The sequence below is a fragment of the Paenibacillus alvei DSM 29 genome, from assembly GCF_000293805.1.
GTDB classification, from domain to species: domain Bacteria; phylum Bacillota; class Bacilli; order Paenibacillales; family Paenibacillaceae; genus Paenibacillus_B; species Paenibacillus_B alvei.
The window spans coordinates 408,087-420,425 of the sequence record NZ_AMBZ01000006.1 but is presented as its reverse complement, the minus strand read 5'-3'; the positions used below and the strand labels follow the sequence as shown (position 1 = coordinate 420,425).

11 protein-coding genes are annotated in these 12,339 nt (G+C 44.6%); 6 read left to right on the top strand and 5 right to left on the bottom strand.

The genetic code is table 11. The features are described 5' to 3' along the window. The first annotated feature begins 325 nt into the window (after window positions 1–325). The 3 genes from PAV_RS21280 to lepB all read left to right on the top strand — a co-directional run bounded on the left by PAV_RS21280 (window position 326) and on the right by lepB (window position 2,748). Entirely contained in the window at window positions 326–838 is a 513-nt protein-coding gene (locus PAV_RS21280; protein WP_040736477.1) for a MarR family transcriptional regulator, read from the top strand. 32 nt (window positions 839–870) lie between these two features. Further along, window positions 871–2,064: an MFS transporter gene (locus PAV_RS21275; RefSeq protein WP_005549729.1), complete on the top strand. Its 1,194-nt coding sequence runs from the start codon at window positions 871–873 to the stop codon at window positions 2,062–2,064. 186 nt (window positions 2,065–2,250) lie between these two features. Continuing rightward, entirely contained in the window at window positions 2,251–2,748 is a 498-nt protein-coding gene (gene lepB, locus PAV_RS21270) for a signal peptidase I (protein ID WP_005549728.1), read from the top strand. Window positions 2,749–2,849: 101 nt separating this feature from the next. On the opposite strand, the gene pgtP is transcribed toward lepB, so the two are convergent. The 5 genes from pgtP to PAV_RS21245 all read right to left on the bottom strand — a co-directional run bounded on the left by pgtP (window position 2,850) and on the right by PAV_RS21245 (window position 8,277). Beyond that, the gene (gene pgtP, locus PAV_RS21265; protein WP_005549727.1) at window positions 2,850–4,193 is read right to left on the bottom strand and encodes an MFS transporter; all 1,344 of its coding nucleotides are present in this window, start codon (window positions 4,191–4,193) and stop codon (window positions 2,850–2,852) included. A gap of 3 nt (window positions 4,194–4,196) precedes the next feature. Beyond that, entirely contained in the window at window positions 4,197–5,240 is a 1,044-nt protein-coding gene (locus PAV_RS21260; RefSeq protein ID WP_005549726.1) for an ABC transporter substrate-binding protein, read from the bottom strand. Beyond that, complete coding sequence (locus tag PAV_RS21255) at window positions 5,237–6,058, bottom strand: DUF3919 family protein (RefSeq protein WP_005549725.1); 822 nt, start codon at window positions 6,056–6,058, stop codon at window positions 5,237–5,239. Before PAV_RS21255 ends, PAV_RS21260 begins: the two co-directional genes overlap by 4 nt. Window positions 6,059–6,131: 73 nt before the next feature. Then, window positions 6,132–7,571, bottom strand: coding sequence for a sensor histidine kinase (locus tag PAV_RS21250; RefSeq protein ID WP_005549723.1), 1,440 nt, complete (start codon window positions 7,569–7,571; stop codon window positions 6,132–6,134). 28 nt (window positions 7,572–7,599) lie between these two features. Beyond that, a complete protein-coding gene (locus PAV_RS21245) occupies window positions 7,600–8,277 on the bottom strand; it encodes a response regulator transcription factor (protein ID WP_005549722.1) in 678 nt (225 codons plus the stop codon). A 331-nt stretch (window positions 8,278–8,608) separates the two neighbouring features. Between PAV_RS21245 and PAV_RS21240 the strand changes: the two genes are divergently transcribed. From PAV_RS21240 to PAV_RS21230, 3 genes are all read left to right on the top strand, one after another. Continuing rightward, window positions 8,609–10,018 (top strand): MHYT domain-containing protein, encoded by a 1,410-nt coding sequence (locus tag PAV_RS21240; RefSeq protein ID WP_167549045.1) that lies wholly within the window; start codon window positions 8,609–8,611, stop codon window positions 10,016–10,018. Then, entirely contained in the window at window positions 10,002–10,301 is a 300-nt protein-coding gene (locus PAV_RS21235; RefSeq protein ID WP_040736380.1) for a carbohydrate-binding protein, read from the top strand. Before PAV_RS21240 ends, PAV_RS21235 begins: the two co-directional genes overlap by 17 nt. Window positions 10,302–10,553: 252 nt before the next feature. Then, window positions 10,554–12,329 (top strand): ABC transporter ATP-binding protein, encoded by a 1,776-nt coding sequence (locus PAV_RS21230; protein WP_005549718.1) that lies wholly within the window; start codon window positions 10,554–10,556, stop codon window positions 12,327–12,329. The last annotated feature ends 10 nt before the right edge of the window (window positions 12,330–12,339 follow it).

The following is a 12,339-nucleotide window of genomic DNA, read 5'->3' as shown; positions in this document are numbered from 1 at the left end:
CCTTTTTTAGAATAGCGGATAAGATGCACTTGAGCCGTTATCTCCATCTGCGTATAAGTGTGTAGACCATTTCTGCGACAAGGATACCCGCAATCACATCCATGAATACATGCTGCTTGATAAACAGTATTGACATGATAATTGACCAAGAAAGGATGTTATGAAGAATACGAAGATAAAAAATGGTTGAAAATAATTGCCAGGCGTAGTAATCTTATTATTGTTTCATGTGAAACGATAATAAGTATTAAAATATAATAACCTCATATAAAACCTTATTAATATTGTTTCGTAGGAAACTATTATGCACAAAGGAGTGCTCGAAGTGGATCATAACTCGGCATTGAAACATCAAGTTCATGAACTGTACACACAGTTTCTTCATCAACAGCAGCTTCAAGAGAAGTTGGAAGGCGAAGCTTTTCTTGAGGAGATTAGAGAATCAGTCTCGGAACACTACAACTTTCATCTAACGGAAATTCACGTGCTGTCCTGCATTGGACATTCCGAGCCCATTAACCTGACAGCTATAGCGGAGAAGATGGGAATTAGCAAGGGGAATATTTCGAAGATCAATAGCAGGCTTTTGAAGGAGGGGTGGATTCGCAAGTCTCAACTGAATGACAACAAGAAGGAGATATACTTTCGGTTGACTCCGATGGGGAAAAAGGTGTTTTCCCTGCATGAACAATATCATGATCGGGCACATCAGTTATTTAATCGCTTTATTAGCCGCTACAGCACAGAGCAGTTGGAGTTCATGAAGCAGCTCCTGCAGGATGGAATAACGGCTATACAGGAGGGACAATTGCTTGTCACTGCACCTGAATCGAAATAAACCAAGATTTGAATGATAGAGGAGGGAAATATATGCGTTCCAACGCTAAGCTTATTTTATATATCGTCTGTTTAAGTACGTTCTTCGCCTCACTGATGCAAAATATATATTCGCCGATTATCCCCTTATTGAGAGATACTTTTCAGGTATCGTTGTCGATGGTGAATGCTTCTGTATCGGTGTTTATATTTATCGTAGCTATCATGCAGATCGTGTGCGGAGCCCTTATTGATGTGAAGGGGGCACGGTTCATTCTGATGCCTAGTATCGTCATTGCCATAGCTGCCAGCATTGGCTGTGCGGTTACAAAGGATTTTGCTTGGTTTCTCGTGTTTCGAGCATTGCAAGCCGTCGGAACGGCAGCGATTCCGTTAATTGCGGCGACGACAATCGGCAGCTTGTTTCATGGAGCGGAGCGGGGAAGCGCGATGGGATCTTATCAAATGCTGTTGTCCATCGCCCCTGCAGCAGCACCGGTGCTTGGCGGCTTTATCGGAGAAAGATACAGCTATCCAGGTATCTTCTGGTTCCTTACTGCGGTATCTGTTGCCTTGCTGCTCGCCAATGGCTCGTATTATCCGAAGGACACGCCAAAACGAGCGGCATCTATCAATCTTAGAAGCATGGTGGTTCAATATGGAGCTGTATTCCGCAATTCTGTAGGCAGAGGCATTCTCACTCTTGGATTCTTGTATTTCTTCCTGTACTTTGCAATCCTTGTCTACTTGCCTGCACTTTTGACAGATCACTATCATTTGAGTTTGGCCGTTGTCGGCCTGCTTTATTTGCCAATGGCAATTAGTACGATTATCGGAACAGTTGTGTACAAAGCCATTCAAGCTAAGGTTGCTCACAGCAAATTATTCCTATATGGCAATCTATTAGCGGCAGGCAGTATCATTATTTTTGCTTTGACAGAATCGTTTTCGTTGGCAGGATTATCAATAGGATTAGTATTGTACGGCATAGCTGGCGGGGTAATCGCTCCGCTGTTCTCAACGATGGTCAGCAATGAATTTGAGGAGCAGAGAGCAAGTGCTTTGGGTATATATAATCTAATTCGTTATATTGGAATGTCTGCTGGGCCGCTCATTTGTAGACTGGTTATTGCAATGCTCGGTTCAAGCATCGGATTTGCTGCTTTTGGCGTATTATTTGCGATACTGACGATATGGGGGGTGAATCGGATTCATGTGCAACCCGTTTCTCATCATGTAGCGAAATAGTTTTGACCGAGCAGTATGGGGGACAAGGTCTATAACATATTGGATACTGCCGTGGAACAAGGGATTAAGGCGAGGGACGTGTTGGCAAGTGTCAGTCATTTTTGGTATCATTTTATTATTCGCAGGAATGCGGGGAGCAACTCAAAGTTACATAAAGCGCTATTCTTAGGGGAAAGGAGCTGAACTATGTGGAAATCGTTTAAGCAATGGATTCCAAGTATTTTAATAGCAGTATGTCTTTCACTGTTTATTAAGGCTTATGTTGCAGAGGCTATGAGCGTACCAACAGGCTCGATGATCCCCACGATAGAGAAGAAGGATCACCTCATCGTGGAAAAAATGATGTGGCTTACTAGTTTGCAGAATGGGGACATAGTTGTGTTTCATTCCCCGGTTGCTGAAGAACGGTATGTAAAGCGTCTTATTGGCTTGCCAGGGGATCGTATCGAAGTCAAGAACGGCAAGCTCTATCGAAATGACGCCCCAGTCGATGAGCCTTATATACAAGAGAAAATGAACTACTCCTATGGACCGATTACGGTACCGCAGGATCACTATTTCTTCCTAGGAGATAACCGGAATAATAGCTACGATTCTCACTTATGGGCGAAGCCGTTTGTTAAAAAGGATGAGATTATTGGCAAGGTGCTGGCTATTGTGCCCACACATGTTTTTAGTAAATAGCACGTAATAGTCTTATACAGAAAACCCTCTGCTGGTGAGGCTCAATAGCCGCCAGCAGAGGGTTTCTTTCGTTCCTATTTCGTAACTATGTTTCACTTCATTTACGATTGGTTTGCTGTCTTTTGCAAATGCTTCTTACGTCCGATTTGAATCAACGTCAGGAAGAATGCTGCCAATACGCCGCTTACGAGCAGCATCAGGAAGCAGCCATTCCAGCCGGAGGATTCAACGATAAATCCAACAAGTGCGCTTGCAGTCAAGTTACCGAACAAGTATGCAAACAAGCCAGTCAAACCAACAGTTGTACCTACAGCGAACTTCGGTACGAAGTCGATTGCGCTAAGGCCAATCAAGAACTGCGGTACATAGATGAGACAGCCGATAATGGATACAGCGATTGTAATTACAAGGACGTTCGAAGACTGCCAATATACGAGCGTAGCCAACACGACGCCGACCATGCTGATAATACAGAGCGGCATCCGGTTTCCTTTGAACAACTTGTCGCTAAGTATACCGACGACGAGCGAGCTCACAATGGCTGCCCATTCAAAAACAGCAAATGCAACATGAGATTGCGATTGCGTGAAGCCTTTTTCTTCCGTCAAGTATAATGGTACCCAGTTCAAGACGCCGAAGCGAATGAAGTACACGAATACGTTCGCCAAGCACAGGAACCAAATGAATTTGTTTTTAAGTACATATTTGATCAAGATATCTTTCATAGACAGCTTGTCGCCATCTGGATTGCGTTCTACATCATCATAATCGTTACGATATTCGTCGATTGGCGGAAGGCCGATCGATTGTGGCGTATCCCTGCCGGAGAACCATACGAATACGGCGATAATCATGGCCATAATCGAAGGAACGACGAAAATTGCGGATTGCCAGTAAGCAGAGCCGAGAATCCCTAATGCAACACCGACGATTGGCGCAATGAGGCCTCCGCCGATATTATGCGACGTATTCCAGATTCCCATATAGGTACCGCGCTCTTTCTTCGAGAACCAGTTCGCCAGAACGATACTGCAAGGAGGAGCGCCCATGCCTTGGAACACCCCGTTCACGATAAGCAGCATGAAGATGAGACCGAACGAGGAAGAAGAGCCCATAATAAGGTTAATTATGGCAGACAAAAACAAACCAACAGCGATAAAGCGCTGCGTATGGGCCTTATCCGCCAAGTTCCCCATGAAGAACTTGCTTATTCCATAAGTGACGGCGAGTGCCGCGCTCAACATACCAATTTGAGAAGTGGTAAACCCAAGCTCGTTCTTCAAATAAGGTGTGGATAACGTAAAGTTGCTACGTACTAGGTAGTAGCCTGCATAACCGACAGAAATGCCGATCAATGTACGAATACGAAACATTCGATACATCTTCGCAATCATGTGCTCCGGCAATCGAGGTATGGCGGGAGCTTTTTTCAACCAACCAAACATTTCTCATTCTCCTTGACCTTTTGTGTCTGCACGCAAGTTGTTCCATTGATCCAAAATCTGTTCATGTCTGCGTAGTGAGCTGTGTACGGGAAGTACAGCCGAATTCGAAATATCCTGCTCGTTCTGATGAACGGTAGGAGTACCGAACGATACTTGTTCCAGAACAGCTGCCGCCTCTTGGGACAAGCTGTAATTAATGAACCAGTCCGCAGCGGTCTCATTAGGTGCATTCCGAATTTTAGAGATCCCATTCACAGATAAGCTCGTATCCTTCGGAACACTGCTAACAAGATCGAATCCTGCATCGCGCAGCTTGCGCTGATCTCCAAGGAAATTGACACCGATTACATACTCGCCTGAACTAACGTATTGAGCTGGCATGTAACCGTTCACTGTGAGAAGTCCAACATTGCGGATAAGACCCTTTAGAAAGGCCGTTGTTCTCTGCTCGCCCCACGCCTCGTATAAGGAGGAAAGGAATGTATATGCCGTTCCAGAGTAGTTCGGATCGGGCATAACGATTTTCCCTTGGTAAGCAGGAAGCAGTAGATCTTCCCACTTCTTGGGCATCGTTAAGCCTAATGGCGCAAATTCCTTATTCCAACGGTCACGATTGACAGCAATAGACAATTGTTCAATTTCATATCCAGCCCAATACCCGTCTTCATCCTTGAAGAAACTAGGAATGGCAGCGAGATTCGCGCTGCGGATAGGGGAGGAGAGATTCTCCTGCTTCATTGTCATATGTGCGTCAATCGTTCCGCCGATGACGAGATCCGCTTGCGGCTTGGCAGATTCCTGTGTAACACGCCGCAATATTTCTTCAGTGGACAAACGAATGTACTCGTACGTACAGCCCGTTCGTTGACAGAAGGAGGATAGCAATGCGCTTCCGACTTCCTCACGAGCGGCGACGTATGCAACAATATGGCGCCCATTTAATTGGGGCACACCTTGCTCATCTACGGTGATCGTATTTTGATCTTTGGTACAGCCTGCCTGCGTGAATAGGCAGATAAATAATAGAAGGTATAGGAATTGTCTCATTTTGATTGTGCCCCTATGTTCTTTCCATGAAGTAGCGACCCCAATTCTGTCCGCAAATAGATTGAATTGCCGTTGTCATCGCCCATGTATTCCATGACGATGTAATCGGCGTATACGACCATATGCAGCAGATTGTTGCGGTCATTCAGCATCTCATTATCCTGCTTGAATGCGGTAAGATAACCGAGCGGCTTTTGCTTGCGCAGCAGCAGCTGTTTAATTTCAACCAGATCTTTTATTTCAGATGCCTGTCTAATATGAGATACCAAGTAACCCTTTTCATCATCTTGCAGACTTCCCTGAACACCATCTATTCGATAGGTCAGTTCTTTAGAAGAGCGAATAAATTCTGCATAATGTTCTGGCGTATAGAACAGACTTAACAGCTGCGTCTGCATAGCAGAAAGCATAGGAGTCTCGTGTCCTGGGCCGTAGGACCACTTGCCAAGGGTAAAGGTATTATCGAGCGAGAAGGCCTGCTCACTTCCATTCAAATAGCGAATTCGTCCGGTGAACATGGCTTGTCCTTCATCTCTCGCAGTCATATTCTGTTTCGGTTCATACTGCTGCTTAATGCGATCCACGTAGGATATAAATGCATGCAAACTAACCTCATCATTGACTTGGAGAGTTCCCCATTTCCCATGAAAGATAGTTGCTTGCACAGGAAGGGAATCGCTTACTTTTTGCAGTACTTCATGCTTATCATAGATAAGGCCGACTTTTTGATAGACTTGTTCATTCAAGTAATAGCCGGCGATTGACAGCACCAGGATGACACCTCCAAATAGAAAGGCATTCCTTAACATCTTGTTCATCCTTCATTATTCTCCTTCGATAGCATAAACGACTATCATTTCATAATCGCCTCGTAATTGTTTCGTAAATGTATTATTTCGTGAAAATCGGCAGCGGATGTGATTCAAGTGCTGCTGGTGACCGGAAGGCTAGAGTTATTGTCGTTCCGATCCCTTCCTCTGAATGGATGGACATTTCTCCGCCTTGCTGGGCCATTAATTGTTTACAGATGAGCAGACCAAAGCCATTGCCTTTACTTGAGCTTAACGTATCATCTTCAGAAGCATTCTCGAACCGTTCAATAAGCGCATGACTTAAACCGATCCCATCATCGTGGAATGCGATCGATACATACTGCTCACTTGAAATATGTTCAATTTTTAGTTCTGAAGCATCGCTATACTTAATTGCATTATCAAGCAGATTCAAAAAGATTTGCTTCGTCTTGTCAGGGTCAGCCACCACCATTGTAGGCATTAGTTGATTGTGAAGCTGAATCTGGTATCTGTCTAATCGAGGCTGGATCGCATACACCGCCTCCTCCGTAATCGATGCGATATCACAGATCGTTGGAGAGACCGAGAACGGACTGCTGCCGTACTTGGATTGTGTCAGCAGTTCTTCGACAAGCGCAAGCATGCGCTCACTTTCAATGGATATATGATATAAGCTCTGTTCTATATCCTCGGCTGATTTCAGACGCGGAATTAAATTCGAGTACCCCATAATCGCGGTAAGCGGTGTCTTTAATTCGTGGGTTACTCGATCTAGAAAGTCTCGCTGCTTGTCCTTTTCACGGCTTAATTGCTGCACATGCAGCTCGATTGCGTCCGCCATTGCATGGAAGGAGTGAGCGAGCTGGCTGATTTCTTCATAAGCGCTTAATTCAATGCGAGTACTATAGTTGCCGCTGGCAAGCTTCTTCGCCATATCTCGCAGCTGCTCAATTGGTTTGCTTAACGATTTCGCGAAGCGATTGGCAATAAGCACAGCAACGGCAAGAATCATTAGGAAAGCAATTGCAAAGGTCGCATTCATTCGATTCAGCAATTGCGCCTCTTCCTCCAACGGTTGAAGGAAACGAATCAAGCCGATGACCTGATTGTCCACATAGATAGGACTTGAGAACAGGAGCAGCGGAGAAGGAGAAGCTTTTTGAATCATATACGATTTGGTGCCATGCAGAGCTTGCTCCGTATCTTGATTTACATAGGACAGCGAACCTCGTTCCGTATCCGCAAGGACATGCTGCTGTGTATTCATGATCTGTACCCGAACGCCCATTCGTTTGGACAGATAAGAGGCAATAAGCGGAGCCCCTTTCTGAAGTGTTTCTTTTGGTTCGCCCTGCTGCTCGCGTTCCACATAATTAATTGTATAAATTTGAGCCTCGACGCTTAGCTTCTGCAGGGAATGTACAGCCGATTGATAAATATTGTTCTGCAATGAAATATTGAGCACAATATACAGAAACAGCATGACGGGAATAAAAAGAGCTAATAGTGCCAAATAAATTCGTTTTTGCAAAGTCATCAGCGATCCACCTTGTTCAATTGGCTGTTCAACAATCGATTTTATAGCCGACGCCGTAAATCGTCTTGATGCGCTCGCCTTCATGGCCGAGCTTCTTGCGAAGGCGTTGGATCATAATATCGACGGCTCTCGTATTTTCAGGATAATCGAGTTTCCACACCTTCATGAGAAGGTCGTCGCGGGTAAAGATGCGCTGCTTGTTCGATAGCAGTAGAAGAAGCAAATCATATTCTCGATATGTTAGTATCAATGGTTCATCATGTACATATATAGTGCGCTTCGCTTGATCTACCCGGAACGGCCCGAATTGGATAAGGGCAGCGCTGGTGTCCATTTGCGCTTGCTTATTAAGTCTGCGTTCAATTACCTTAATGCGGAGCAGCAGCTCCGTGCTGTGAAATGGCTTGACAAGGTAATCATCCGCACCCAGCTGCAATCCAAGCAGCTTGTCATTGATTTGTCCCTTAGCGGTAAGCATAATGATGGGGATGTCAGGGTTGCTGCTTCGGAATTCACGCAGCAATTGATACCCGTCTGTATCGGGCAGCATCACATCGAGAATAATGAAATCAATTTGCTGTGTTCGCCACTGTTCATGTGCAGCGTTTCCACTAGCAGCGGTATGTACCGTGTAGCCTTCAATCTCTAAATTGAGACGGATGAGATTTAGGATGCTCTCTTCGTCGTCCACAACAAGAATATTCATGGTGTCCTCCTTGTGAATTGATGATCCGAACATACGTAAAAAGCAGCCTTAATAAGGCCGCTGCTGGCATGTTGAACGGTAATAAGTGCACTTACTCCTAACTGTACACGATAAGCATCGCTTGCATACATGGTAATATTAACTAATATATGGTTCTTATGACCTATAAATAGTTATTTATAACCTGCAATATATTCAAAATTAATCATTTATATAGTATGATTGTCGCATATAAACGGTTGCTTTGGAAATGATGGAAAATGCCTATCAACAAAGGGAAAGAAGGTGACAGGAAATGGGGCATGTTCATCATATTCAGGGGACATATGATATGTTTCTCGTTATTGTTTCTTATTTAATCGCTGTAACAGCATCCTACTCTGCACTCGATTTGGCAAGTCGAATTAGTATGAGTAAGGGGAGCAAAAGGTTAATCTGGCTGGTATGTGGAGCAACATCTATGGGGCTTGGCATATGGTCTATGCATTTTGTAGGGATGTTGTCCATGTCATTGCCCGTAAAGGTTTATTACCACATCGATGATGTTGTCATTTCGGTCATTCTCGCAATATCTGTATCAAGCATTTCTCTATTCACTATAGCGAGGAAGAAGATCGGCATCATGGAACTTGTTTTATCTGGTTTATTAATGGCAGTTGGAATATCAGGCATGCATTATGTCGGCATGGAAGCGATGATGATTGGAATTACATATGATACGAGTCTTGTCATTCTATCTGTTGCTATTTCGGTATCCGCTTCTGCGGTAGCTTTGTGGCTGCTTTTTTATTTCCGCAAGGATCAACAGGACAGCGGGACTTGGTACAAGCTAGGGAGTGCGCTAATTATGGGAGGTGGAATTGCAGGGATGCATTACACTGGCATGTACGCAGCTCATTTCTATATTGATCCGAGCAAGAGCCGGCGTTCCACATTGCTGATCGATCCGGCTGTGCTCGCGTATATTATTGCATGTGCGACATTTCTACTTCTTGGCATGACCTTGTTCGGCATATTTATTACGAAGCGACTATCCCAGAAGGATTCGGTCATCCAAGAGCATGCAGGTTGGTATCGAAGCTTGTACGAGAACAATGTAGATGGAATCATATCAGTAGATACAAATGGTCGAATTATTAGCATGAACCCTGCGGTTATTCAAATGATTGGGGGGAGTGCGGAAGAATACATACTCCAAAATATTTCAAATATCGAAGCAAATATTGCGGAAGGAGAAGATGAAGGAACCCGAAAGGAATATCATAGCCAAAGAAGTTTCGCGACACATAGCTATGATACGGCAGTTATGGCCAAGGATGGCCGCCGCTTAGAACTTAAAATTAATATTGTTCCCGTAGAGATTGAAGGTGAGCTAGCAGGAAATCATATTATCGCGCGAGATATTACGGAAGAGAAACAGGCTAAGGAGCAGATTAAGCATTTAGCTTATCATGATGACCTGACGGGGCTGCCGAATCGCCGCATGTTCAATGAAATTTTAGCCAAGCTAATTCAAGAGAGCGAACGGGATGGCAGGTATTTTGGTGTTATGGCCTTGGATATCGACAGGTTCAAACTGATTAATGACTCGCTTGGACATACGTACGGCGATATTTTCTTGCAGGCCGTGAGCAAACGAATTATCTCCAGTGTTGCCGGCTATGAAGCGACGATTTCCCGACTCGGTGGCGGGCAATCGATCTACACCAAGTGCAGCACTGCAAGTGACGACAAAGCCTGAAGAGGAGACGTCTACAACGTGGGACAGTGCTAAAGTATATGTTGGGGGCAATCGCGTAACCTATCAAGGTCTTGAATATGAAGCGAAGTGGTGGACACAAGGCGATAAGCCAGGCTCTTCTGACGTGTGGAAACTGCTCAGCGATTCAGCGCTGGAATGGAATGCCGCGACTGCATATGATGGTCAAGCTAAGGTTACCTATGAAGACCATACGTATCAAGCAAAATGGTGGACAAAAGGCGAAACACCAGGAAAAGCGGATGTATGGCAGCTAGTTAAATAATTGTTGAGTTTTATAGCAATTTTTCTTTGTTCCATATAGAAGAATAGTATGTATCCATATGGATTTCGATTTGGATTACAAGAAGCCGTTCTAATAACGAATGAAGCTGGTGAAAGTGATTTTTGCTCACCTGTTCACGTTTGAGGGCGGCTTTTTTGTTGAAGTGTCGTACCCGTTTACATTCTGTTTACATTCATTGATTATGATGGACTCAATCGCACATGCTGATGATAAATAAGGAGTTGGGGATCAATGGATAGAGAATTAGAAGGTATGAAGGGCTCACTCGGAAATTGGCGACAATTTTTGCGCGTCATCAATGAGACCAAGCCATCAAAATTGATGTTATTTATTGCATTATTAATGAGTATCGGCTCAACCGCAGTATCACTGGTTATTCCGATGTTCACGAAGGGGATGGTGGACAACTTCTCCTTGTCCAAGCTGGATACGATGCAGATTGTGGCTTTGGCTGCAGCGTTCATCATACAGACAGTAGCTTCTGGCTTGTCGATATACATGTTGAATCTCATTGGACAACGGGTAGTTGCTGGCTTGCGGGATCGGTTGTGGAAGAAGCTGCTGATAATGCCCGTATCCTATTATGATGAGAACAAAACAGGCGAAACAGTAAGCCGGATTACGAATGATACCGGAATTGTAAAAGGCTTCATTACCGAGCATTTATCAAGCTTTTTTACAGGAATTGTATCCGTTATCGGTTCGTTTATTGTATTGCTGTACTTGGACTGGCAGATGACAGCGATTATGCTGGTAGTCATTCCGCTCGCGGCGCTCATTCTTTTCCCACTGGGCAAGCAAATGTTCAAAATATCGAAGGGTATGCAGGATGAGACTGCATCTTTCACAGCCGTATTAAGTCAAGTATTGTCTGAGATTCGCCTCGTAAAAGCATCAAATGCTGAATCCAGGGAGTATGAGAATGGCCGTAAGGGGATTAATAACCTGCTTCACTTTGGAATTAAAGAAGGTGTCGTTCAGGCGATGATCGCGCCAATCATTTCATTTGTGTTAATGGTGCTGCTTGTCGTAATTATTGGATATGGCGGTATGCGGGTATCCTCTGGTGTATTGTCTGCGGGTGAATTGGTTGCCTTCATTCTATATTTGGTTCAAATCGTGATGCCTATGAGTCAGTTGTCTATGTTCTTCACACAGTTGCAGAAGGCGATTGGGGCAACTGATCACATGATCACCATTTTTGATGCAGAGGAAGAAGATCATGTGAACGGGAAGCAAGTGGAGCAGGCGAATCAAACGATTCATGTGGAACATGTCCACTTTGCTTATGCACAAGGAGAGCCTATACTAGAAGATATAAGCTTCACGATTCCTGCTGGTAAAGTAACGGCGATCGTAGGGCCGAGCGGCGGAGGGAAGACGACACTATTCTCCCTGTTCGAACGATTCTATTTGCCAACTTCAGGTACGATTAAACTGGGCAAGGATGATATCAATGATTTTTCCTTACAATCTTGGAGAGCTCAAATCGGGTATGTATCTCAAGAAAGTCCGCTTATCGATGGGACGATTCGGGAAAATATATGCTATGGAATGAACCGTGAAGTGACGGATGAGGAATTGGAACGTGCTGCGCAAATGGCTTATGCGGATGGCTTCATTAAAGAACTTGCCGATGGATATGAGACAGCTGTAGGAGAACGCGGAATTAAGCTGTCTGGCGGGCAACGCCAGCGGATAGCCATTGCTCGGGCGCTGCTGCGCAATCCGCGTATTTTGATGTTGGATGAGGCTACATCCGCATTGGATAGCAAATCGGAAATAGTGGTGCAGAAAGCATTGAACAATTTAATGCAGGGTCGTACAACGCTTGTCATTGCACACCGTTTGTCTACTGTAGTCGATGCAGATCAGATCGTATTTGTAGAGAAGGGGCGTCTGACAGGCTGCGGAACCCATGCAACTCTGTTTGAAAGTCATGAGATGTACCATGAATTCGCTTCACAGCAGCTTCGCATCCACGATGAATCGGAAGAAGCTTGCTAGATAGGAAGAA

What these genes read in the sequence shown, in the direction of transcription:
- PAV_RS21275 (WP_005549729.1), top strand. Translation starts at nt 871, where the DNA reads ATGCGTTCCAACGCTAAGCTTATTTTATATATCGTCTGTTTAAGTACG.
- lepB (WP_005549728.1), top strand. Translation starts at nt 2,251, where the DNA reads ATGTGGAAATCGTTTAAGCAATGGATTCCAAGTATTTTAATAGCAGTA.
- pgtP (WP_005549727.1), bottom strand. Translation starts at nt 4,193, where the DNA reads ATGTTTGGTTGGTTGAAAAAAGCTCCCGCCATACCTCGATTGCCGGAG.
- PAV_RS21260 (WP_005549726.1), bottom strand. Translation starts at nt 5,240, where the DNA reads ATGAGACAATTCCTATACCTTCTATTATTTATCTGCCTATTCACGCAG.
- PAV_RS21255 (WP_005549725.1), bottom strand. Translation starts at nt 6,058, where the DNA reads ATGAACAAGATGTTAAGGAATGCCTTTCTATTTGGAGGTGTCATCCTG.
- PAV_RS21250 (WP_005549723.1), bottom strand. Translation starts at nt 7,571, where the DNA reads ATGACTTTGCAAAAACGAATTTATTTGGCACTATTAGCTCTTTTTATT.
- PAV_RS21245 (WP_005549722.1), bottom strand. Translation starts at nt 8,277, where the DNA reads ATGAATATTCTTGTTGTGGACGACGAAGAGAGCATCCTAAATCTCATC.
- PAV_RS21240 (WP_167549045.1), top strand. Translation starts at nt 8,609, where the DNA reads ATGTTTCTCGTTATTGTTTCTTATTTAATCGCTGTAACAGCATCCTAC.
- PAV_RS21230 (WP_005549718.1), top strand. Translation starts at nt 10,554, where the DNA reads ATGGATAGAGAATTAGAAGGTATGAAGGGCTCACTCGGAAATTGGCGA.